This is a genomic window from Lelliottia amnigena (assembly GCF_019047465.1).
GTDB classification, from domain to species: domain Bacteria; phylum Pseudomonadota; class Gammaproteobacteria; order Enterobacterales; family Enterobacteriaceae; genus Enterobacter; species Enterobacter amnigenus.
This window is the reverse complement of record NZ_CP077236.1, coordinates 4,204,765-4,225,671: the sequence shown is the minus strand read 5'-3', so window position 1 is coordinate 4,225,671 and position 20,907 is coordinate 4,204,765. Positions and strand designations below refer to the sequence as shown.

The window sequence follows — 20,907 nt, the reverse complement described above, 5'->3', positions numbered from 1 at the left end:
TATTATTTTTTGTTCCGTACTATACAGTCAGGCTATAAATGATATAGTGGTTATAGTTAACTCCTTTCTTATTATTAAATCGTATTAAGCGATTGCCCGTGTACGCTAAATCGGATGGTCTGGCATGAAACTACAACAGCTTCGTTATATCGTCGAGGTGGTCAATCACAACCTCAACGTTTCTTCGACTGCAGAAGGTCTCTATACCTCTCAACCCGGCATCAGTAAGCAGGTCCGCATGCTGGAAGATGAGTTGGGCATTCAGATTTTTGCCCGCAGCGGTAAGCATTTGACGCAGGTGACGCCCGCGGGTCAGGAAATCATTCGTATCGCCCGGGAAGTGCTGTCAAAAGTTGATGCGATTAAATCGGTCGCTGGCGAACATACATGGCCTGATAAAGGGTCTCTCTATATCGCCACGACGCACACCCAGGCACGTTATGCATTGCCGGGTGTGATTAAAGGTTTTATCGAGCGCTATCCACGCGTCTCACTCCATATGCATCAGGGCTCACCCACTCAAATTGCTGAAGCGGTCTCAAAGGGCAATGCTGATTTTGCTATTGCCACTGAGGCGCTTCACCTCTATGACGATCTGGTAATGTTGCCGTGCTACCACTGGAATCGTTCGATAGTGGTAACACCGGATCATCCGCTGGCAGGGAAGGGATCGGTAACGATTGAAGAGCTGGCGCAGTATCCGTTGGTCACCTACACCTTTGGTTTCACCGGGCGCTCAGAGCTTGACACGGCCTTTAATCGTGCGGGCTTAACGCCGCGTATTGTTTTCACCGCCACGGATGCTGACGTGATTAAAACGTATGTGCGTCTCGGCCTCGGTGTGGGGGTGATTGCCAGTATGGCAGTAGACCCGGTTTCAGACCCAGATCTGGTTCGTCTGGATGCGCACGATGTCTTTAGCCATAGCACGACTAAAATTGGCTTCCGTCGCAGTACATTCCTGAGAAGTTATATGTACGATTTCATTCAACGCTTTGCGCCGCATTTAACGCGTGATGTGGTCGATACCGCCGTTGCGTTGCGGTCAAATGAAGATATTGAAGCCATGTTCCAGGATATTAAGCTCCCGGAAAAATAATGACATCCGGTATCTTCCCGCCCGGGAAGATACCGAAATAATGCCCTAAAGCTAAATTAGAATTATCATCATCTTCATTTGCTTGACTATATAACCGGATAAAGATTACCGGTTTATTGTAAAAACTGTCGCGAAATTGCGACAAAAGTAGAAAGTAAATTCCCACTTCGCAAATTCCTCGTTTCAATTATTTATTTCTGGTCAAAAGATTAACTAATTCCCTGGAAAACGTTCGTAAATTCACTAGCTTTTCGACTAAAGTTTCTTTAGGATTTATCTCAACTCATGATTAGTTGTACCGATTGTTTGGTATCAAAATGATAAGCGAAATCGATTGTATGAGGTTAGCAATGCCATCAGGAAGTGAAGAACCGCAGAGGGATTCCGCGTTTAAGCGTAAAGCCTGGCTGGCGGTGTTTCTTGGCTCCACCCTGTTCTGGGTGGTGGTGGCGTTACTGGTCTGGAAATATTGGGGATGATTATGGCGACTCAAATGCGTATCGAACCGGTGAAAAAATTGTGTCAACCTTGTGACAGTAATCTTGCCGCGCGTAAAGAGCCTACAACAAGCGTCCCAGACTCCTGGAAGCTTTCCGCTCAGCAGCAAGCGTTTATTGATACGTTCGCAGAAGACGAACCGAAGAAACAATAATTGATGCCTTGTCCTCCGGGTACTTTCAGGCAATGAACCGTGCACTTTTGTACTATTTAATAAATACACATCAGTAATAAATAATCGGGTAATACCCGATCGAGCAAATAAATATAAAGTCTGGTGTCAGATGATGAATACTCTACAAAACGTTAAATACTGGTCGTGGATGGGCGCGTTTACTGTCTCCATTCTGTTCTGGTGTCAGCTTATCTGGCTGGCCCTAAACTAAATCTAAAACCTCGCTGCGGCGAGGTTTTTTGTTTTATCTCAAGGCTGCCCTACAACCTGATTTGTCAATTTGGGTTGTTATCAAAACGTTACGACATCTTTGTGTTATCTTTAATTACGGCCCCGATGATTGTCGGGGTATCCCTGTAATTAAGGAGGAGCTTATGTCGTTCACCCTACGCGAAGCCTGTAAGGACACGTTGCAAGCCGAGAACAAGACCTATCACTACTACAGCTTGCCGCTGGCTGCCAAAACACTTGGTGATATTTCGCGATTACCTAAGTCACTGAAAGTCTTACTGGAAAACCTTTTACGCTGGCAGGATGAAGAGTCGGTTACCGCCGATGACATTCAGGCGCTGGCGGGCTGGCTGAAAGCCGCTCATGCCGATCGTGAAATCGCCTACCGCCCGGCCAGGGTACTGATGCAAGACTTCACCGGCGTTCCGGCTGTCGTTGATTTGGCCGCCATGCGCGAAGCCGTAAAACGGCTGGGGGGAGACACCGCCAAAGTTAACCCACTTTCTCCGGTCGATCTCGTTATCGACCACTCGGTGACGGTCGATCATTTTGGTGATGATGACGCTTTCGAAGAAAACGTCCGTCTGGAGATGGAACGTAACCACGAGCGCTATGTCTTTCTGAAATGGGGCCAGCAGGCTTTTAGCCGCTTTAGCGTGGTGCCGCCGGGTACCGGCATTTGTCATCAGGTCAACCTTGAATACCTTGGCAAGGCGGTCTGGAGTGAGCTCCAGGATAAAGAGTGGATAGCCTATCCGGACACGCTGGTGGGGACCGACTCCCACACCACAATGATTAATGGCCTGGGTGTGTTGGGATGGGGCGTTGGCGGTATCGAAGCTGAAGCGGCGATGCTGGGCCAGCCGGTTTCGATGCTTATCCCGGATGTGGTGGGATTTAAACTGTTGGGCAAGCTGCGTGAAGGTATCACCGCTACCGATCTGGTACTGACCGTCACGCAAATGCTGCGTAAGCACGGTGTTGTGGGCAAATTTGTTGAATTCTACGGCGATGGACTCGATTCATTACCTCTCGCCGATCGCGCGACAATCGCTAACATGGCACCCGAATATGGTGCAACCTGCGGCTTTTTCCCGATCGATGGTGTGACGCTGGAATACATGCGTTTGAGTGGGCGCAGCGACGAACAGGTCGCGCTGGTCGAAGCGTATGCCAAAGCCCAGGGAATGTGGCGCAACCCGGGTGACGAACCTGTATTTACCAGCACGCTGGAACTGGACATGGATGAAGTCGAAGCCAGTCTTGCAGGACCAAAACGCCCGCAGGATCGTGTTTCGCTGAATGATGTGCCAAAAGCCTTTGCAGCCAGTGCCGAGCTGGAGCTCAACACGGCGCAAAAAGATCGCAATCCCGTCAACTATGTTATGAACGGCCATCAGTATCAGCTTCCTGACGGTGCCGTGGTCATTGCGGCCATCACCTCCTGTACCAACACGTCGAACCCCAGTGTGTTGATGGCGGCGGGGCTACTGGCGAAAAAAGCGGTGACGCTGGGTTTGAAGCGCCAGCCGTGGGTAAAAGCCTCGTTAGCGCCAGGATCAAAAGTGGTTTCAGATTATCTGGCTCAGGCCAGACTCACGCCCTATCTGGATGAACTGGGATTTAACCTGGTGGGCTACGGCTGTACAACCTGTATCGGCAACTCGGGCCCACTTCCCGATCCGATTGAGCAGGCCATTAAGCAGGGCGATCTGACGGTGGGGGCTGTACTTTCAGGAAACCGAAACTTTGAAGGGCGTATCCATCCGCTGGTGAAAACCAACTGGCTTGCGTCACCACCGCTGGTCGTAGCCTACGCCCTGGCGGGGAATATGAATATCAATCTGGCGACCGATCCTCTTGGACACGATCGCAAAGGCGATCCGGTCTATCTGAAAGATATCTGGCCCTCAGCGCAGGAAATTGCGCGCGCGGTTGAGCAGGTCTCCACGGATATGTTCCGCAAAGAGTACGCGGAGGTGTTTGAGGGCACGCCTGAATGGAAAACCATCGAAGTGGAGCGGTCTGACACTTACGGCTGGCAGAACGATTCGACGTACATCCGCTTATCGCCATTCTTTGACGATATGGAAGCCGAACCAAAACCGCTGGTCGATATTCACGGTGCGCGGATCCTCGCCATGCTGGGAGATTCCGTGACGACCGACCATATTTCTCCAGCGGGGAGCATTAAGGCTGACAGTCCGGCCGGACGCTATCTCCAGGGGCGTGGCGTTGAGCGTCGCGATTTTAACTCCTATGGCTCGCGTCGCGGCAATCATGAAATCATGATGCGCGGGACCTTTGCCAACATTCGTATTCGCAACGAAATGGTCCCCGGTATTGAAGGCGGAATGACCCGCCATTTGCCGGGTAACGATGTCGTCGCTATTTACGATGCCGCGATGAAATACCAGCAGGAAGGCACGCCTTTAGCCGTGATTGCGGGTAAAGAGTACGGGTCTGGATCAAGCCGCGACTGGGCGGCGAAGGGGCCACGTTTGCTGGGCGTGCGTGTCGTCATCGCCGAATCGTTCGAGCGAATTCACCGTTCAAATCTGATTGGGATGGGGATTTTGCCGCTTGAGTTCCCACAGGGCGTCACGCGTAAAACGCTGGGATTAACCGGGGAAGAGAGAATTGATATCAGCGATCTGCAGAATGTGAAGCCGGGGGCTAACGTCCAGGTGCAACTTACGCGCGCTGATGGTCAAGCAGAAATGCTGGAATGCCGTTGCCGTATCGATACTGCGACGGAGCTAACGTATTACCAAAATGACGGAATATTGCATTATGTGATTCGTAATATGCTGAATTAATCGCATCGTAGCCCGGCAGTTTTCGCGCTGCCGGGCAACACGAATCATTCGCTAAGCAAATGGCCCATCTTTGCGGCTTTCGTATCCAGATAGTGTTCGTTTTTAGGATTACGTCCGACAATCAGCGACACGCGCTCAACAATATTGATCCCAGCTTCACCCAGAATTTCCACTTTACGCGGGTTGTTCGTCAGCAGACGAACCTCATCGACGCCCAGAAGTTTGAACATATCCGCGCAAAGCGTAAAGTCACGTTCATCAGCGGCAAAACCAAGCTGATGGTTAGCCTCAACGGTATCGTAACCCTGATCCTGTAGCGCGTAGGCGCGAATCTTATTCAGCAGGCCAATGTTACGACCTTCCTGGCGATGATAAAGCAGTATGCCGCGACCTTCTTCTGCAATATGAGAAAGTGCTGCTTCTAGCTGGAAGCCGCAATCACAGCGCAGGCTGAACAGGGCGTCGCCCGTCAGGCATTCTGAATGGACGCGAGCCAGTACCGGTGTTTGTCCTGAAATATCGCCAAAGACTAACGCGACGTGATCCTGCCCGGTTGCCACTTCTTCAAAACCCACCATCAGGAAATCGCCCCATGGGGTTGGCAGATTGGCTTCTGCCACGCGTTTAAGCTGCATGTGATTCTCCAGAGAATGCTGACACGTTTCGTGTCTTTCGCCCTTCGGCTTTCGTATCCTGCTATTTTGCCACAAGCTGTCAGTGTTCACCTAGTTGAGGCCACACTGTCCGCGCGTTAAACGCACAATCCGACATTTTCCCGCAAGGCATTTATTTCAGTTATGATTGTTGAGCTTAGCGAAAAAGGAGACATCATGCTTTCAATTGCTCGCCGCACGGCTGCTGGCGCCGCTATCTTACTTATTATGCCCGTTGCCGTCTGGGTATCAGGCTGGAGCTGGACCCCTGGACATCATGAGAGTTGGCTGAAAGCGCTCTACTGGATAACCGAAACGGTCACCCAGCCCTGGGGAATCATTACCCACGGTGTGCTTTGCGCCTGGTTCCTGTGGTGTCTGCGCTTTCGTTTGCGTCCGGCCATAATGCTTTTTGTGATTCTCGGTGTGGCCATTGTCGCCGGACAGGGCATCAAGTCATGGGTGAAAGACCGGGTGCAGGAGCCGCGTCCTTTTGTCGTCTGGCTTGAAAAAACGCATCATATTCCGGTAGATACCTTCTACAATTTAAAGCGTAAAGATCGGGGGCATCTGGTTAAAGATCAGCTTGCCGAGGAGCGGGATATTCCGAAATTCTTACGTCACCATTGGCAAAAAGAGACCGGATTTGCGTTTCCGTCGGGTCATACGATGTTTGCAGCCAGTTGGGCTTTACTGGCGGTCGGATTATTGTGGCCGCGTCGTCGTACTGTGACGATTGCGATTTTGCTTGTATGGGCCACAGCCGTCATGGGCAGCCGTCTGCTGTTGGGGATGCATTGGCCACGCGATCTGGTGGTGGCGACCCTGATATCCTGGCTGTTGGTGACGTTGGCCACCTGGATTGCCCAGCGGCTTTGCGGGCCACTTATGCCGCCTCCGGAAGAGAACAAAGAGATCGCAGAACGTCAGCAGGATGACCCTCAGGGTTGAAAATCGACGTTTTGCCCATAAATCCAGACAGGACGTACAATTTTTCCCATTCCACGCTCGCGGCTAAAATGGTAGTTTATAGGGCTGATTGCGGTGAATTGAACATTCTTTATTCGCTTAAACCACATAACGGGAAGTAATGTGAAATATTTACTCATTTTCTTACTGGTATTGGCGATTTTTGTCATTTCGGTCACATTGGGCGCGCAAAACGATCAGCTGGTTTCATTTAATTATCTGCTGGCACAGGGCGAGTATCGCGTATCGAGTTTACTTGCTGTCTTATTCGCCGCTGGATTTGCTATCGGCTGGTTAGTTTGTGGTCTCTTCTGGCTTAAAATTCGTGTTTCTCTTGCGCGCGCTGAACGCAAAATTAAACGTCTTGAAAATCAAATTGCACCTGCAACCGACGTTCCAGTGAATCCTGGTATGCCAGTCGCGAAGGAATAATCGAATATGCTGGAGTTGTTGTTTCTGCTTTTGCCTGTCGCCGCAGCCTATGGCTGGTATATGGGCCGCAGAAGTGCGCAACAAACAAAGCAGGATGAGGCTAACCGACTGTCCCGTGACTATGTTGCGGGGGTAAACTTCCTTCTGAGTAATCAACAGGATAAAGCGGTAGACCTGTTCCTCGACATGCTTAAAGAGGACACCGGAACCGTTGAGGCTCATCTCACCCTCGGAAACCTGTTCCGCTCGCGTGGCGAAGTTGACCGGGCTATTCGCATTCACCAGACGCTCATGGAAAGCGCTTCTCTGACATACGATCAGCGACTGTTAGCGGTTCAGCAGTTAGGCCGCGACTATATGGCTGCGGGTCTTTATGACCGTGCTGAAGATATGTTTAGCCAACTGGTCGATGAAACGGAATTCCGCGTCAGCGCTCTGCAGCAACTCCTGCAAATCTATCAATTGACCAGTGACTGGCAAAAAGCCATCGACACAGCCGAACGTCTGGTCAAACTGGGCAAAGATAAGCAGCGTGTCGAAATCGCGCATTTCTACTGTGAGCTTGCCTTGCAGCAGATGGCCGGCGATGACATGGATAAAGCCATGGCATTGCTGAAAAAGGGCGCTTCGGCCGATCGCAACAGCGCGCGAATCTCCATCATGATGGGGCGCGTGTTTATGGCGAAGGGCGAGTTTGCCAGGGCGGTGGAATGCCTGTTGCGTGTCATCGATCAGGACAAAGAACTGGTCAGCGAAACGCTTGAAATGTTGCAAACGTGCTATCAGCAACTCGATAAACCTGATGAATGGGTTGCCTTCTTACGCCGCTGCGTTGAAGAAAACACAGGCGCAATGGCAGAGTTAATGCTGGCAGACGTTGTCGAGCAACACGAAGGCAACGATACCGCGCAGGTCTACATTACGCGTCAGTTACAGCGCCACCCAACCATGCGTGTCTTCCACAAACTGATGGATTACCATCTGAATGATGCGGAAGAAGGGCGCGCGAAAGAGAGTCTGATGGTTCTGCGCGACATGGTCGGTGAGCAGGTGCGCAGTAAGCCTCGCTACCGCTGCCAGAAGTGTGGATTTACCGCGTATACGCTTTACTGGCATTGCCCTTCATGTCGCGCGTGGTCAACCATCAAGCCAATCCGCGGCCTGGATGGGCAGTGATATTTTTTTAAAACACCACGCTTTAGTTACAACATACTATTAATGACGATTTCATTCTTGCGGCACCGTGCGGTAGGCTGTCTGGCAGGAAAATAAAACGATTCTGTTCATTTGCGGTGCAGGCAGGTAGAATGCTCGCCGTTTATCTATCCCGCGCCAACTGCGGCGCCCATAGACGAAAAGGGCTGGTCATGACGTCTGTTGCATCCTCTTCTTCCCGCGTAGTTACCGAATCTCCCGTTGTTGTCGCTCTCGACTATAACAATCGCGATAGCGCACTTGCCTTCGTCGACCTGATTGACCCGCGAGACTGCCGTCTGAAAGTGGGCAAAGAGATGTTCACGCTGTTTGGACCGCAAATTGTTCGCGATCTACAGCAGCGCGGTTTCGATATCTTTCTTGACCTCAAATTCCATGATATTCCGAATACCACTGCGCATGCGGTTGCTGCCGCGGCAGATCTGGGTGTCTGGATGGTCAACGTACATGCTTCGGGTGGGGCGAGAATGATGACGGCTGCCCGCGAGGCACTCGTTCCTTTTGGAAAAGATGCGCCATTGCTCATCGCTGTGACGGTTTTGACGAGCATGGAAGCAAGCGATCTGCTTGATTTAGGCGTGACGTTGTCACCTGCGGATCAGGCTGAGCGTCTTGCGCGCCTTACGCAACATTGCGGCCTTGATGGGGTGGTGTGTTCTGCGCAGGAAGCTGTGCGGTTTAAATCTGCTCTGGGCAACAACTTTAAGCTGGTGACGCCAGGCATTCGCCCGCAGGGCAGTGAGGCGGGCGATCAACGCCGCATAATGACGCCTGAAGAGGCGCTCGCGGCCGGCGTAGATTATATGGTGATTGGCCGGCCAATAACGCAATCTGCCGACCCTGCGCTAACCTTAAAAGCGATTAACACTTCATTGGGCAAGGTGACAGGATGAGTGACTCTAACAGTCGTTTGGTTTATTCGACCGATAGCGGTCGAATTGACGAACCCAAAACCGTTGCTCCACGACCTAAAGGCGATGGCATCGTTCGTATTCAACGTCAAACCAGCGGCCGTAAAGGCAAAGGCGTTTGTTTGATAACAGGTATCGACGCGGATGACGCTACGCTTGCTAAGCTTGCCGCCGAGCTCAAGAAAAAATGTGGTTGCGGCGGGGCAGTTAAAGACGGCGTGATTGAAATACAGGGGGACAATCGCGATTTAATTAAGTCGCTGCTTGAAGCAAAAGGGATGAAAGTGAAACTTGCAGGCGGATAAATAATAAGCCACGGCAGAAACCGTGGCTTTTTGTATGAGCGTCAGTCAAACAACATCACGCTATGATAATCCAATATTGTCGCGGCAATATATCCGGATTATTTACCGACCTGGTGTCCAATAACACCACCTACGGCTGCACCACCTAATGTTCCGAGTGTGCTACCGTCCGTCAACACTGCACCGCCGAGAGCACCAGCACCAGCACCGATCGCCGTGTTTCGGTCGCGTTTAGACCAGTTAGAACATGCGCTCAGGGACATTGCGAGTGTGACTGCCAAAACTGCTGCTGTTAATTTTTTGCTTGTTAAGATCATAATACTTTCTCCTGAATAATCGATTCACGGAAATAAGTCTGTTAAGTATAGACAATATGAATACTTATGAATCTTTTTTCCGTGAAACCATGTCGCGCAGGTGGTTACAAAATCACGCAGGTGATAGTCACTTCCTGTTATATCGCTAATGATAATTGTAAGTTTTTGACCTATAAACAACAGGTAAATAGTCTTAAAGAATTGCTCGGAATTGTCTCAGAAGAAGAGGGCGCCCGGTTATACGGGCGTCTTAGAGGGGTCAGGCCGTTTTATTAACAATATCGACAATCAGACCATCGCTGACTAATTGTTCGCGGTGGGCCTCACTCAGGCGCTCATCCGTAATCACGCGGTTAAAGCGTGATACGGGGCCCATGGTGTAGGGGTGTACCGCACCAAATTTAGAGCTATCGGTCAACACAATGGCCTCACAGCCTTTTTCGAGCACGGCGTTGACCACGTCAGAACGCATCATATCGCGTCCGGTAAATCCCGTTTCAGCCTGCCAACCATCGATGCCAATAAATGCTTTGCTGAAGTGAACTTGCTGAACATACTGGCGGGTCAATGGACCAACCATGCTTTCACTTTTCTTCTGGTAAATACCGCCCAGCAAAATCACCTCGCAGGTGGTCTCTTTCAACAGATGGGCGATATAGCTGCTCACCGTAATTATGGTGACGTCTTTTTGTTCCGCCAGGGTTCGCGCCAAAAGGGCGTTGCTGCTGCCATTCTCAATGAACACGGTCTCGCCATTACTGACCAGCGACGCCGCAAACTCAGCCAACTGACGCTTGAGTGCGTAGTTGTTCATCATACGCGTTTCGACATCTTCACTGTCGAGCGGAACAGCATAACCGTGGGCACGCCGCAGATAGCTCTGCTTTTCCAGCAAGTTGAGATCCTGGCGGATAGTCACTTCAGAAACACCCGTCGTTTTAGCGAGCTCGACGACACTCATGCGTCCTTTGTCGATCACCATCTGCAGAATAAGTTGTTGTCGGGAATTCATAGCATCCATATTAAGACGGCCTGCGCCGCTGGTTAAAAATAAGTCTTATTTAAATGAGGGGAATTTACACTTCCCACGGCGCCTTTGGCTGAGCCGAATCAGGGGTATTTTCCGCGCTGATGTGATCCAGTAATTCGGATTTTAAAATCTCAAGATTACGAATGGCAGAGTGATAGTCGCCACCCACAAGGATATCCAGCACCGTATCAATGCGTTGCGCCACTTTCTGTGCGTCAATTTCAGACATGAAGTTCCCCATCAAGCGAAAAGTGAATAATTTCAATGATGCAGAAATTGGTCACAAAAGAGAAGGGAAAAAATGCGCTAACTAAATTACATAAATGAAAGTGATTAATTTGTCCTGCAGCGTACAGAGGCGATCGGGAGTGGATTAGTCTAAAACTGCGCGCAACGCGCTTTTTTATATGAGGAATTAGACTATGACAGTCATCGATCAAGCAACCTGTAAACTGTTCACCGACCCCGACCGTTTCACCCAACTCGCGGGATATTACGAGGAGGAAAGACGCACACTATGGATGATGCTCCGTGCCCAGCCACGTCCATGCTTTAACCATGCGTTAATTGAAGAGATCATGAATATATCGTGGCTGGTCAGGCAATCGGGCTATGCCGTGGATTTTTGGGTGACCGGTTCGCTTGTTCCCGATATGTACAATACCGGAGGCGATCTCCGTTTCTTCGTTGAATGTATCCAGAATGGCCGACGCGAAGCGTTACGCGCATACGCCCGCGCCTGTGTCGATTGCGTGCACGCGGCTTCTCGAGGCTTTGATACGGGCGCGATTACGTTAGCAATGGTTGAGGGCAGCGCACTCGGCGGAGGGTTCGAAGCGGCACTGGCGCACCATTTTGTGCTGGCGCAGCGTGATGCCCGGCTAGGTTTCCCGGAAATCGCGTTTAATCTGTTCCCGGGCATGGGAGGATACTCGCTGGTTGCGCGCCGTGCAGGCATGAAACTGGCCGAGGAACTTATCTATAAAGGTGAATCACACACTGCGGAATGGCATGAGCAATATGGGCTTGTGGATGTACTTTTCGAACCGGGTCACGGCTACCTGTCGACACGCACGTTCATCGATACGTTACAGCCAAAACTCAATGGCGTCAGGGCGATGCTGCGTGCGCGGCAGCGCGTGATGCAACTGCCTCGCAGCGAACTGATGGATATCACCGAAGACTGGGTCGATGCGGCATTTTGCCTGGAGCCAAAAGATATCGCCTACATGGAACGCCTGGTCATGCTGCAAAATCGCCACAATGCCGTTGGGATACGTAAAGCCAGCTAGCGCATTTTTTTTGCCTGGTAGCGCTTAAACCACCGCTCGAATGCGGCAGCGGGCATCGGCTTAGCAAACAGAAAACCTTGCCGTTCGTTGACGCCGTTCTTGGTCAGAAAGGCGTCTTCTTTTGTGCTCTCAACGCCTTCCGCAATAACCTGCAAATTCAACGCCTGAGCCACGGCCACAATGGCGCGCACCAGCGACTGGGAAATAGATTGTTTGTGAATATCACGCACAAACACCTGATCAAGTTTAATCGCGTCAATGGGGAAGCGAGCCAGTTGCGATAAAGAGGAATAACCGGTGCCGAAATCGTCAAGATGGATCTGTGCCCCAAGTTTACTGAATTGTTGAATAACCGACAGCGCCAGCTCTTCGTTTTCAATCAAACAGCTTTCCGTTAATTCCACATCGATCGGGCAATATTCAAAATTGAGATCTTTCAACGCCTGTTTTAAATCGCTGAAAATAGTCTGATCGGCGAGTTGACGCGCTGAAACGTTAACAGCGACGCGCAGGTTGATACCTTTGTCACGCCACTTCGCAACCTGACGCACTACGTCCAGCATGACCCAGCGGCCAAGGGGCACAATCAATCCGGATTCTTCAGCGTAGGAGATAAACTCAAGAGGAGGGATCAGGCCGCGTTCCGGTGACTGCCAGCGAACCAGCGCTTCCAGGCTTCTGACTTCGCCGCGCCATGTGATTTTGGGCTGATAGTGAATGAGGAGTTGATCCTTATCCAGGGCTTTACGCAGGTTGGTGTCCAGCCACAGATATTCAAAAACACGCTGGTTCATTTCCGGCGAGAAGACGGTGAATTTACCGCGGCCGCTTTCTTTTGCCGTATACATCGCGGTATCTGCGTTACGAATAATACTTTCACGATCCGTACCATGCTGCGGAGCAAGGGAGATGCCCAGGGAACAACCGGTATAAATCTCAATGAGACCGATACGGAAAGGTTGGCGTAACCGCGTCAGGATCCGCGATGCCATCGCCTCTAGCGTGCTCTGTGAGGTGTCGGTAGCCAGAACGATAAATTCATCGCCCCCGAGACGCGCCAGCATCTGGCCGTCGTCCAGACAGCTTAAAATGGCTAACGCGACAGCCTGCAGCAATTGGTCGCCAAACATATGCCCGTAAGCATCGTTTACCTTCTTAAAATTATCGAGATCGAGATAAACCACCCCGACCTGAGTGTCGCCGCGTTGAGAAATCGCGTCGCTGATTAATTCGTGGATCGCATTACGATTTGGCAGGCCTGTAATAGTATCCGTATTCGCCAGAACCCGAAGTCGCTCCTGCGCCCGACGTTCTTCCGTGATATCGGTGCCCGAGCAGATCAGGAAAATTTCATTTTTACCGCTGCCGCTGTGCACAAATTTATTTCTGAAGAGAAACAACCGCTGGCCTTTGCGCGTTTTGATCCAGCGCTCCACTTCATAGGAGCTGCCGTTACGGAAAAACCCTGAGATATTGCGCTTAGAGGCGGCTGCTTCACTGCGGCTCATGAAGAGTTTAAAGACGTTTTGTCCGATAACCTCCTGTTCTTTTAGACCCGTATATTCTTCGCTTAGGCGATTGAAGCGCTGAATATTGCCGTGCTGATCCAGGATAACAATAACGGAGTTCGCTTCAGAAACCACCTGTTCGGCGAAGGACAGGCTTTGCACCAGATCGCGCGCCACAGAAGGGGTGTCATTCCACGCTGACGCGGTGCCTGCCCACTCTTTTTTATTGATTTTGCGGCCGACGAGATGCACCGGTACGTCAGCACCATACAAAGAGAGGGTCATGGTGACGCTGGAGGTAATTACCGTCAGCTGACGAATAATGTCGGCTTGCTCGTCACTGAGAGGAATCACTTGCGTGATATCCGCATCTTCGCTTGCGGCCAGATGCAGAGCATTGCTGTCCGCTGCCAACCGCCACCAGGGACTGTGGGTGCCCATGTAACGAAACAGCAAATTTTGCTCCATATCGTCAATCATGCTTTCTCCAGTACCTGCTTAATAGCGCAAAATTATGCATCTGCATTCGACTTTTCCGTAGTAATGCAGCGGCATAACCGAAGTGAACTTATTGTTTTTTCCCTGAATTCTTATAGTAAAACGAGAAACGCTAAAAAGGATACATATGGATAAAAATTCCGGCCACCAAAGATGAAGGTTTTCTTTTACTGTAGATAATTGTGATAGTTTTTGCGGGGTTCAGGAGGAAAATATTAAGAAATAGTGATGAGGGCGTAATTTAGGGGGGAAATAAAAATATCGGCGATCCCAAAAGAGGAACCGCCGACATTTCAAAGGTTATCAGACGACAGGGCGCGCGATAATGCTGCGGGTTTCCATACGGACTTCCGCGATGTTCACATCAATCACATCGGTGACCTTATAAACCGTTTCACCTTTAATCTGCACAGAACCGTTTTCCTGGCTACACACAAGTTCATCACGGACAGCATGCAGGAAAGGCGCAGGGATAAAGGCAACGGCACCATTATCCACCAGCCGTACGCGCATACCGCCACGGCTGACGTCGATGATTTCAGCCGCAAAACGGGTATCCGTGCCGGCTTTGTCACTCAGGAAGCGCGCATACAGCCAGTCACCGACATCACGTTCAGCCATGCGATTCAGGCGACGGCGCTCAGCCATCTGTACAGTGGCTTCATCCTGCGGACGCGCAATCGTTTCGCCTTTCACGATCGCTTTCAGCAGACGATGGTTAACCATGTCGCCATATTTACGGATTGGAGAAGTCCAAGTCGCGTATGCTTCAAGGCCTAAACCAAAGTGCGGGCCCGGCTCGGTGCTGATTTCAGCATACGACTGGAAGCGACGAATGCGGCTATCGAGGAAACCTGACGGTTGCGCGTCAAGTTCGCGACGAAGTTTGCAGAATCCTTCCAGGGTCAGCACTTCCTGCGGATCAACGTGCACGTCGTGAGTTTTGAGCAAGGCAGCCAGCGCTTCGGTGTTGGCTGGGTCAAAACCGGTATGCACGTTATAAATGCCGAAGCCTAATTTGTCGCGCAGAACGCGGGCGGCACAAATATTGGCAGCAATCATCGATTCTTCAACAATGCGATTGGCGATGCGGCGCGGTTCGGCAACAATGTCCAGCACTTCACCTTTTTCGCCAAGCACGAAGCGATAATCAGGGCGATCCTTGAAGACCAGCGCATGGGTTTTACGCCATTCGCCACGACTCAGACAGGCGCGTTGCAGCAGCGTGATCTGTTGTGCAATGGCCTCGCTCTCTGGTTTCCAGTTGCCTGCGCCTTCCAGCCAGTCAGAAACGTCGTCGTAAGCCAGTTTGGCCTTTGACTCGATAGTCGCGGCGAAAAACTCAATGTCATCTTCAATCGTGCCATCGGCTGCGATAGTCATACGACAGGCGAGAACCGGGCGAACCTGATTTGCACGGAGCGAACAGAGATCGTCGGACAGCTCGCGGGGCAACATTGGGATGTTAAAGCCCGGCAGATAGTTCGTAAACGCGCGGACTTTGGCCGAATCGTCCAGTTTGCTGCCTTCTGCAATCCACGCGGTCGGATCGGCAATCGCCACGGTCAGATGCAGTTTGCCGTTATCGCCTTCCTCTACGTACAGCGCATCATCCATATCCTGGGTGCTGGCGCTGTCGATGGTGACAAAGTTCAGGGCCGTCAGATCGCGACGTTCCAGACCTTCATCCAGCATTTCGGTCGCCACGCCGTTCGGCGCTTCTTTTTCCAGGTTATGACGCGCAAGCGTCACCCACCACGGGACGAAATGGTCGTCGCCGTAGGTAATAAAATGGGTCAGATCGGCATAGAAACCGCGATCGCCTTTCAGGGGATGGCGACGCATCTGGGCAACGGCCCAGTCACCTTCTTTGAAATCGTGCTCGCAGTTACGATCCGCACGGCAAGGGATCGCATCTTTCAGCAGCGGATGGTCTGGAACAATAGAAAGACGGTCGTCTTTCTTGTGCACCTTCCCGACAAAACGGGTCAGGAAAGGCTCGATAAGTTCTTCTGGCTCGGCAGTTTCACGATCCTTTTGGGTGTGAATCACCGCCGTCACACGATCGCCGTGCATCACTTTCTTCATCTGCGGAGGCGGGATGAAGTAGCTTTTCTGCGCGTCGACTTCCAGGAAGCCAAAGCCTTTTTCCGTGGCTTTTACGACCCCTTCTGCACGCGGCGTCTGGGAATGCAGTTGCTGTTTAAGCTGCGCTAGCAGCGGGTTGTCCTGAAGCATAGTGTTCTATTTTCGTGGCCATTGAGCGGCTGACAGTTTTACGCGATTCTGCCTGGTACAGCAAGCGCTCTTTAGGTAATCAGTAAGGTTATTCGCCCGCGCGCAACGCGATTTTCAGGCGGTTAAGCCACCCGCAAAAAGCGGACCAGGTCAGCAAATTAATGGCATCAACAGCCGGAATCCCATCGTCAATGAGAGGTGTCAGTTGCGCGGCGCTGAAGCGGTCGGGCGAGCGTGTAAGTAAATCCACAGCAGCCGGAAGTGACGGGTGGTTTGCGTAGTACGCCGGTAAATTCTGAATGCCGCTTGTCAAAATCTCACCCAGGCAATCCAGTAATGCGGGCTCATGGCATAGCACCGGCGTGAGATCGCCGAGACAGGTTTCTGATTGCCAGCGAGCAAGCGATTCCAGCTGCTGCGCGCTCGCGTAGCGTAACTCTACGTTTGGGATAATCGATGCCCATTCGCTCATATTGATATCGTCGACTGGAGCATGAGGGGGAATGTGATGACCTGGCAACCAACGCACCGGGTGCCCTAGCAACGCCTGAAACGTAGCTACCACGCGAGCCTGAAAGCCGATAAAACCGATAATTTGATTGATCAGAATAACGTCGTAGGTCGTCAGACCCACTTCATCTAGCTGCTGCTGTGCCTTTGCATCGATAACGTCAGGTGAACAGGCAAGCTGGCGAGCATACTGAGTAATTTGGGCGAGACGTTGATTGCTTTCACGCGAAGAATCCGGACCCGGAAGCGGAGCCAGCAGGGCGGCATAATGATTACATAAGCGCTGGACGCCGCACGCCTGAGCGACAGTCAGCGCGGTACTTAAGCGGTCATAAGCGCTGAGCGTATGAAGACGACTCAGCGGAACCTGCCGTGGAAAAAGCCGCTCGCGTAATACCCGCGAAGGCGCTAACCAGCGTTCACAGTGCGTCACAATTTCATTCGGTAACGCTAAATCGAGCAAAAAACGGTCGGCGACATTAGCGGCCTCGGGAACCAACGGGAGAACGTCATCCGGACAGTGATTCGTCTGGGTTTCGTGATACCAGTGGCCTTTGCCGGAAAAACGGCGTTGTTCCATGTGCGTTCCTTGATCTCAAATGGCGATCAATATCCTGGCGCATGGCTAACGAGCGGAAAAATATTGTTAGGTGATAACAAATAGCAGAACGGAATAACGAAAGGGAAAACCGAGAATTGACAGGCACACAGCAGGGGGAAACTCTCTTCCCGTGAGGGAAGAGAGTTAAAGCTTATTTAATTTCCAGCTCGTTCATCGCAGCGATATTGAAACCGCCGTCAACGTGAACCACTTCGCCGGAGATGCCAGCAGAGAGGTCAGAGCACAGGAATGCCGCGGAGTTACCCACGTCTTCGATGGTAACGGTACGACGAATCGGCGTAACCGCTTCGCAATGCGCCAGCATTTTACGGAAATCTTTGATACCGGAAGCTGCCAGAGTACGGATTGGACCGGCAGATATACCGTTAACACGCACGCCTTCTGGACCCATTGCGTTCGCCATGTAGCGCACGTTAGCTTCCAGAGACGCTTTAGCCAGACCCATAACATTGTAGTTAGGGATAGCACGCTCAGCGCCCAGGTAGGACAGAGTCAGCAGAGCAGAGCCTGGATTCAGCATGGTACGGCACGCTTTTGCCATGGCCACGAAGCTGTAAGAGCTGATGTCGTGAGCGATTTTGAAGCCTTCACGGGTTACCGCATTCACATAGTCGCCGTCCAGCTGATCGCCCGGTGCGAAACCGATTGAGTGAACGAAACCGTCGAATTTTGGCCATACTTTTGCCAGTTCAGCGAACATACCGTCAATGCTTTCGTCTTGAGCAACGTCGCATTCCAGAATGATGCTTGAACCCAGCTGCGCGGCGAACTCTTCAACGCGGCCTTTCAGCTTGTCGTTCTGGTAGGTGAACGCCAGTTCAGCGCCTTCGCGGTGCATAGCCTGTGCGATGCCGTAGGCGATGGACAGTTTGCTGGCGACGCCAGTTACCAGAATGCGCTTACCGGAAAGAAAACCCATAGCTTTGATCCTTATAGTCATTGCTTACTTTGGCTTTGTATTCATATAGTTAGAAATCACATCGCCAGAATAAATAAATAGCAGGGCAGAATTATAGCCCACTATGCAGATGAAATGTCACCTGAATTTCAAAAGAGCCGTCAGGTTTCAGCTTTTAAGATAACGACATAACACGGCAGGATGATACCAGTAGAAAGGATCTGAACTGATCCAACCTCCCGCGCCGCGGTCAGTATTTTGCGGGAAGATGCTTAATCTCGCATAACCGCCCGTCCTTAATGACGATATATCCGCCCGTTTTTAACTCAGACAAGATTTTCATTATGCTGCTTCGGGAGAGATGTGTTTTATCGCGGATGTAGCGTTCAATCGTGACGTTTTCACGAAGGTGTGCGGGTTCGTGACTCAGTTCACGTAGCTGGTTACGAATCACTTCATACGCAGTGGGCGCACTCATTTGTTTGCTGTAGGAATAAAGCTTATTCGTGACAACAATCATATGCTGGGCCGCTATCTCCCAAAGACCATTATCAGAAATGTGCTGCTGCATCTCTGCTACGGTCAGCGTGGAGACTTTGCACGTTTCAGCCGTCACAAGAAAGGCGTCATGTACACCCAGACCAATGATTCCGGGTGCGGGTAGCGAGACAATGAGTAGTCCATCTGAAGAACGGTGTACTTCAATTGAGCCTGAATGAATCAAACGACATACCGGCTCATCGTTCTCAATGAGCCCCAGGCGTATCCCTTTGCGATAGGATTTTATTGGCGCAAAAGGCGTTAAGGATTCGACCAGTTGTTTGGCCCACGGAAATGGCTGGTTTAATGCAGGGGTTTCCAAAGGTTTTCCATCCTTAATATTAAACCTAATAAACATGTAATGATAAGAGTAGATAAATAGTTTGGAATTTACAACGTTTAAAAATAGGAAGAGTAGTTGATTTAACTCATATTTTTTCAGGCAGATAATTGATTTTTGCGAGCTTACCATTCTCTAGCTCAATGTGTCCGCCAGCACGAAGTGAAGAAAGTATCGACATAATTCCGCTGCGGGAAAGTAAGCACCTGTTTTGAATGTAATTGTAGGTTGATTCAGCATGACGGATTTTGGGTGACTCATTAATGAGCTCAATTAAAAGCGAGCGAACCGTTTCATACATTCCTGATTGTGACAGCCTTGTACAGTGCCTAAACAGACGTGCTGAGATGAAAATAAGCAACTGGGTCAACGATTCCCAGAGTGACTCTTTTTCAACAAAATGCATGGCACTTTCGAGCGAAAGCCTGCGAAGCACAGCGTCGGGTGACGGCCGGATACACAAGCGTGGATGCAGATTGCTGTTTAAGGTAAATCCAAAGACGAATGGGGCTGATTCGGTGTTGAGGGTAATGCCATCATCTCTGCGATTGATGATCACATGACCTTCTTCCAGCAAATAGCACTGTTTAGTATTGGCTCTGACAAAGTCGAGCGTGGAGAGTTTGTCGCCGGGAACAACCTTAGCGTGCGGGGACAACGTCTTGATTAAACGTAAAATATGATCCTGTGGTTTTTCCAAAGAAGATGAAAATAATGTGGGGTGGAGTCGAGATGAATTCATTTTTGTTCGCAATTAATAAAGTTAGGCAACTTATTAATTATCTCTAAAAATATTCATGTAGCATCATTATTATGAATCCGAAAATACACAGCGAACCTGTTGAATGCGTTAATCGTGCTGTTACGGAACCACAACATAAACATCCCCAGAGGAGCGGGAGGGGATTAAATTCACTCTTCCTGTTATTTTGTTATCACCAGTTATCATCTTCATGATGGCACCTGGAGATAACAAAAAGGCGGTGTAATCCGCCTTTTATTATTTATCTTTCCGCCACGCGTCTGCCGTTAATGCTTCGCCAAAATGTCCGGCAATCAATCGTTTCGTCAGGTCGTGAAGCGGAGAGGCCAAAACATCCGCAGTACTTCCACGCTCAACCACTTCGCCGTGATGCATCACCAGAACCTGATCGCTGATGTGTTTCATCATTCCTAAATGCTGTGTCACATAGATATAGGAGATCCCCTGTTTCTCCTGTAATTCCAGCATCAGGTTGATCAGTTGCGAACGCATCGACATATCCAGCGAAGCCAGCGCTTCATCGGCGATAATCACCTTCGGACGCAGGATAAGCGCACGCGCCAGCCCGAGACGCTGCTTCTGCCCTGGAGCCAGCATGTGCGGATAATAGCTGACATGATCGGGCAGCAAACCCACCATTCGCAGCGTTTCAATGATTCGCTTGCGGCGTGCCTCGGGTTCCAGATCCGTATTCAGGCGCAACGGGAAATCGAGAATTTGCGAAATGCGCTGCCGCGGATTCAGTGATGTCGACGGATCCTGGAAAATCATACGAATGCGCTGACTGCGGAATGAATAGTCACCAAACGACAAAAAATGATCGTCAATGAGCACATCGCCTGCGCTCGGTTCCACCATTCCTGCAAGCATTTTCGCCAGCGTCGATTTACCGGAACCGTTCTCGCCGATAATAGCCAGCGTCTGTTTTTCGCGCAGGGTAAAGCTGAGCGGTTTTACTGCCTCGACCGTCTGGCGATGAAACAGGCCAGTGCGATAGCGAAAGGTCTTACTGAGATTGCGTACTTCAAGCAATGTTTCGACCAT

General features: G+C 50.8%; 22 protein-coding genes. 11 read left to right on the top strand and 11 right to left on the bottom strand.

Features of this window, described 5'->3' with window-relative positions; translation table 11 throughout:
* The first annotated feature begins 124 nt into the window (after window positions 1–124).
* The 5 genes from cysB to acnA all read left to right on the top strand — a co-directional run bounded on the left by cysB (window position 125) and on the right by acnA (window position 4,822).
* Complete coding sequence (gene cysB, locus I6L74_RS19965; RefSeq protein ID WP_012017585.1) at window positions 125–1,099, top strand: HTH-type transcriptional regulator CysB; 975 nt, start codon at window positions 125–127, stop codon at window positions 1,097–1,099.
* A gap of 338 nt (window positions 1,100–1,437) precedes the next feature.
* Window positions 1,438–1,578, top strand: coding sequence for a YmiA family putative membrane protein (locus tag I6L74_RS19960; protein WP_216979982.1), 141 nt, complete (start codon window positions 1,438–1,440; stop codon window positions 1,576–1,578).
* Between the two features lie 2 nt (window positions 1,579–1,580).
* On the top strand, window positions 1,581–1,751 hold the full coding sequence (locus I6L74_RS19955) for a YciX family protein (protein WP_096759585.1): 171 nt from the start codon (window positions 1,581–1,583) through the stop codon (window positions 1,749–1,751).
* Between the two features lie 133 nt (window positions 1,752–1,884).
* Complete coding sequence (ymiC, locus tag I6L74_RS21550) at window positions 1,885–1,983, top strand: small membrane protein YmiC (RefSeq protein ID WP_337926255.1); 99 nt, start codon at window positions 1,885–1,887, stop codon at window positions 1,981–1,983.
* Window positions 1,984–2,146: 163 nt separating this feature from the next.
* Window positions 2,147–4,822 carry an aconitate hydratase AcnA gene (gene acnA, locus I6L74_RS19950; RefSeq protein ID WP_059179120.1) on the top strand — a complete coding sequence of 892 codons (2,676 nt, stop codon included), beginning with the start codon at window positions 2,147–2,149 and terminating at the stop codon, window positions 4,820–4,822.
* Between the two features lie 44 nt (window positions 4,823–4,866).
* Here acnA and ribA read toward each other — a convergent pair whose 3' ends face one another.
* The gene (ribA, locus tag I6L74_RS19945) at window positions 4,867–5,457 is read right to left on the bottom strand and encodes a GTP cyclohydrolase II (protein ID WP_059179119.1); all 591 of its coding nucleotides are present in this window, start codon (window positions 5,455–5,457) and stop codon (window positions 4,867–4,869) included.
* 195 nt (window positions 5,458–5,652) lie between these two features.
* On the opposite strand from ribA, the gene pgpB reads away from it, so the two are divergent.
* From pgpB to yciH, 5 genes are all read left to right on the top strand, one after another.
* Complete coding sequence (pgpB, locus tag I6L74_RS19940) at window positions 5,653–6,426, top strand: phosphatidylglycerophosphatase B (RefSeq protein WP_059179118.1); 774 nt, start codon at window positions 5,653–5,655, stop codon at window positions 6,424–6,426.
* Window positions 6,427–6,567: 141 nt separating this feature from the next.
* Window positions 6,568–6,876 carry a LapA family protein gene (locus tag I6L74_RS19935; RefSeq protein WP_059179117.1) on the top strand — a complete coding sequence of 103 codons (309 nt, stop codon included), beginning with the start codon at window positions 6,568–6,570 and terminating at the stop codon, window positions 6,874–6,876.
* A 6-nt stretch (window positions 6,877–6,882) separates the two neighbouring features.
* Complete coding sequence (lapB, locus tag I6L74_RS19930; protein ID WP_096759529.1) at window positions 6,883–8,052, top strand: lipopolysaccharide assembly protein LapB; 1,170 nt, start codon at window positions 6,883–6,885, stop codon at window positions 8,050–8,052.
* A 191-nt stretch (window positions 8,053–8,243) separates the two neighbouring features.
* A complete protein-coding gene (gene pyrF, locus I6L74_RS19925; RefSeq protein WP_072241864.1) occupies window positions 8,244–8,984 on the top strand; it encodes an orotidine-5'-phosphate decarboxylase in 741 nt (246 codons plus the stop codon).
* A complete protein-coding gene (yciH, locus tag I6L74_RS19920) occupies window positions 8,981–9,307 on the top strand; it encodes a stress response translation initiation inhibitor YciH (RefSeq protein WP_059179114.1) in 327 nt (108 codons plus the stop codon). The genes pyrF and yciH overlap by 4 nt, the downstream gene beginning before the upstream one ends.
* A 98-nt stretch (window positions 9,308–9,405) precedes the next feature.
* Here yciH and osmB read toward each other — a convergent pair whose 3' ends face one another.
* From osmB to I6L74_RS19905, 3 genes are all read right to left on the bottom strand, one after another.
* Window positions 9,406–9,624 carry an osmotically-inducible lipoprotein OsmB gene (gene osmB, locus I6L74_RS19915; protein ID WP_059179113.1) on the bottom strand — a complete coding sequence of 73 codons (219 nt, stop codon included), beginning with the start codon at window positions 9,622–9,624 and terminating at the stop codon, window positions 9,406–9,408.
* A gap of 259 nt (window positions 9,625–9,883) precedes the next feature.
* On the bottom strand, window positions 9,884–10,636 hold the full coding sequence (gene yciT, locus I6L74_RS19910; RefSeq protein ID WP_059179146.1) for a DNA-binding transcriptional regulator YciT: 753 nt from the start codon (window positions 10,634–10,636) through the stop codon (window positions 9,884–9,886).
* A 64-nt stretch (window positions 10,637–10,700) separates the two neighbouring features.
* A complete protein-coding gene (locus tag I6L74_RS19905) occupies window positions 10,701–10,883 on the bottom strand; it encodes a YciZ family protein (protein ID WP_059179112.1) in 183 nt (60 codons plus the stop codon).
* Between the two features lie 193 nt (window positions 10,884–11,076).
* Here I6L74_RS19905 and I6L74_RS19900 point away from each other — a divergent pair, with 193 nt between their 5' ends.
* Window positions 11,077–11,946: a crotonase/enoyl-CoA hydratase family protein gene (locus I6L74_RS19900; RefSeq protein ID WP_059179111.1), complete on the top strand. Its 870-nt coding sequence runs from the start codon at window positions 11,077–11,079 to the stop codon at window positions 11,944–11,946.
* On the opposite strand, the gene pdeR is transcribed toward I6L74_RS19900, so the two are convergent.
* The 7 genes from pdeR to sapF form a co-directional block, all read right to left on the bottom strand.
* Window positions 11,943–13,934, bottom strand: coding sequence for a cyclic di-GMP phosphodiesterase (pdeR, locus tag I6L74_RS19895; RefSeq protein ID WP_059179110.1), 1,992 nt, complete (start codon window positions 13,932–13,934; stop codon window positions 11,943–11,945). The genes I6L74_RS19900 and pdeR overlap by 4 nt on opposite strands.
* 321 nt (window positions 13,935–14,255) lie before the next feature.
* Entirely contained in the window at window positions 14,256–16,190 is a 1,935-nt protein-coding gene (locus I6L74_RS19890; RefSeq protein ID WP_059179109.1) for an exoribonuclease II, read from the bottom strand.
* A gap of 88 nt (window positions 16,191–16,278) precedes the next feature.
* On the bottom strand, window positions 16,279–17,280 hold the full coding sequence (locus I6L74_RS19885) for a CMD domain-containing protein (RefSeq protein ID WP_059179108.1): 1,002 nt from the start codon (window positions 17,278–17,280) through the stop codon (window positions 16,279–16,281).
* A gap of 172 nt (window positions 17,281–17,452) precedes the next feature.
* Window positions 17,453–18,241 (bottom strand): enoyl-ACP reductase FabI, encoded by a 789-nt coding sequence (fabI, locus tag I6L74_RS19880; RefSeq protein WP_012017568.1) that lies wholly within the window; start codon window positions 18,239–18,241, stop codon window positions 17,453–17,455.
* 229 nt (window positions 18,242–18,470) lie between these two features.
* Window positions 18,471–19,232, bottom strand: a complete 762-nt coding sequence (locus tag I6L74_RS19875; protein WP_059179107.1) for a winged helix-turn-helix transcriptional regulator — start codon at window positions 19,230–19,232, stop codon at window positions 18,471–18,473.
* Complete coding sequence (locus I6L74_RS19870) at window positions 19,189–19,842, bottom strand: helix-turn-helix domain-containing protein (protein ID WP_082691924.1); 654 nt, start codon at window positions 19,840–19,842, stop codon at window positions 19,189–19,191. Before I6L74_RS19870 ends, I6L74_RS19875 begins: the two co-directional genes overlap by 44 nt.
* A 258-nt stretch (window positions 19,843–20,100) precedes the next feature.
* Window positions 20,101–20,907, bottom strand: a complete 807-nt coding sequence (gene sapF / locus I6L74_RS19865; RefSeq protein ID WP_059179106.1) for a putrescine export ABC transporter ATP-binding protein SapF — start codon at window positions 20,905–20,907, stop codon at window positions 20,101–20,103.

What these genes read in the sequence shown, in the direction of transcription:
- cysB (WP_012017585.1), top strand. Translation starts at nt 125, where the DNA reads ATGAAACTACAACAGCTTCGTTATATCGTCGAGGTGGTCAATCACAAC.
- I6L74_RS19960 (WP_216979982.1), top strand. Translation starts at nt 1,438, where the DNA reads ATGAGGTTAGCAATGCCATCAGGAAGTGAAGAACCGCAGAGGGATTCC.
- I6L74_RS19955 (WP_096759585.1), top strand. Translation starts at nt 1,581, where the DNA reads ATGGCGACTCAAATGCGTATCGAACCGGTGAAAAAATTGTGTCAACCT.
- ymiC (WP_337926255.1), top strand. Translation starts at nt 1,885, where the DNA reads ATGAATACTCTACAAAACGTTAAATACTGGTCGTGGATGGGCGCGTTT.
- acnA (WP_059179120.1), top strand. Translation starts at nt 2,147, where the DNA reads ATGTCGTTCACCCTACGCGAAGCCTGTAAGGACACGTTGCAAGCCGAG.
- ribA (WP_059179119.1), bottom strand. Translation starts at nt 5,457, where the DNA reads ATGCAGCTTAAACGCGTGGCAGAAGCCAATCTGCCAACCCCATGGGGC.
- pgpB (WP_059179118.1), top strand. Translation starts at nt 5,653, where the DNA reads ATGCTTTCAATTGCTCGCCGCACGGCTGCTGGCGCCGCTATCTTACTT.
- lapB (WP_096759529.1), top strand. Translation starts at nt 6,883, where the DNA reads ATGCTGGAGTTGTTGTTTCTGCTTTTGCCTGTCGCCGCAGCCTATGGC.
- pyrF (WP_072241864.1), top strand. Translation starts at nt 8,244, where the DNA reads ATGACGTCTGTTGCATCCTCTTCTTCCCGCGTAGTTACCGAATCTCCC.
- yciH (WP_059179114.1), top strand. Translation starts at nt 8,981, where the DNA reads ATGAGTGACTCTAACAGTCGTTTGGTTTATTCGACCGATAGCGGTCGA.
- osmB (WP_059179113.1), bottom strand. Translation starts at nt 9,624, where the DNA reads ATGATCTTAACAAGCAAAAAATTAACAGCAGCAGTTTTGGCAGTCACA.
- yciT (WP_059179146.1), bottom strand. Translation starts at nt 10,636, where the DNA reads ATGAATTCCCGACAACAACTTATTCTGCAGATGGTGATCGACAAAGGA.
- I6L74_RS19905 (WP_059179112.1), bottom strand. Translation starts at nt 10,883, where the DNA reads ATGTCTGAAATTGACGCACAGAAAGTGGCGCAACGCATTGATACGGTG.
- I6L74_RS19900 (WP_059179111.1), top strand. Translation starts at nt 11,077, where the DNA reads ATGACAGTCATCGATCAAGCAACCTGTAAACTGTTCACCGACCCCGAC.
- pdeR (WP_059179110.1), bottom strand. Translation starts at nt 13,934, where the DNA reads ATGATTGACGATATGGAGCAAAATTTGCTGTTTCGTTACATGGGCACC.
- I6L74_RS19890 (WP_059179109.1), bottom strand. Translation starts at nt 16,190, where the DNA reads ATGCTTCAGGACAACCCGCTGCTAGCGCAGCTTAAACAGCAACTGCAT.
- I6L74_RS19885 (WP_059179108.1), bottom strand. Translation starts at nt 17,280, where the DNA reads ATGGAACAACGCCGTTTTTCCGGCAAAGGCCACTGGTATCACGAAACC.
- fabI (WP_012017568.1), bottom strand. Translation starts at nt 18,241, where the DNA reads ATGGGTTTTCTTTCCGGTAAGCGCATTCTGGTAACTGGCGTCGCCAGC.
- I6L74_RS19875 (WP_059179107.1), bottom strand. Translation starts at nt 19,232, where the DNA reads ATGGTAAGCTCGCAAAAATCAATTATCTGCCTGAAAAAATATGAGTTA.
- I6L74_RS19870 (WP_082691924.1), bottom strand. Translation starts at nt 19,842, where the DNA reads ATGAATTCATCTCGACTCCACCCCACATTATTTTCATCTTCTTTGGAA.
- sapF (WP_059179106.1), bottom strand. Translation starts at nt 20,907, where the DNA reads ATGGTCGAAACATTGCTTGAAGTACGCAATCTCAGTAAGACCTTTCGC.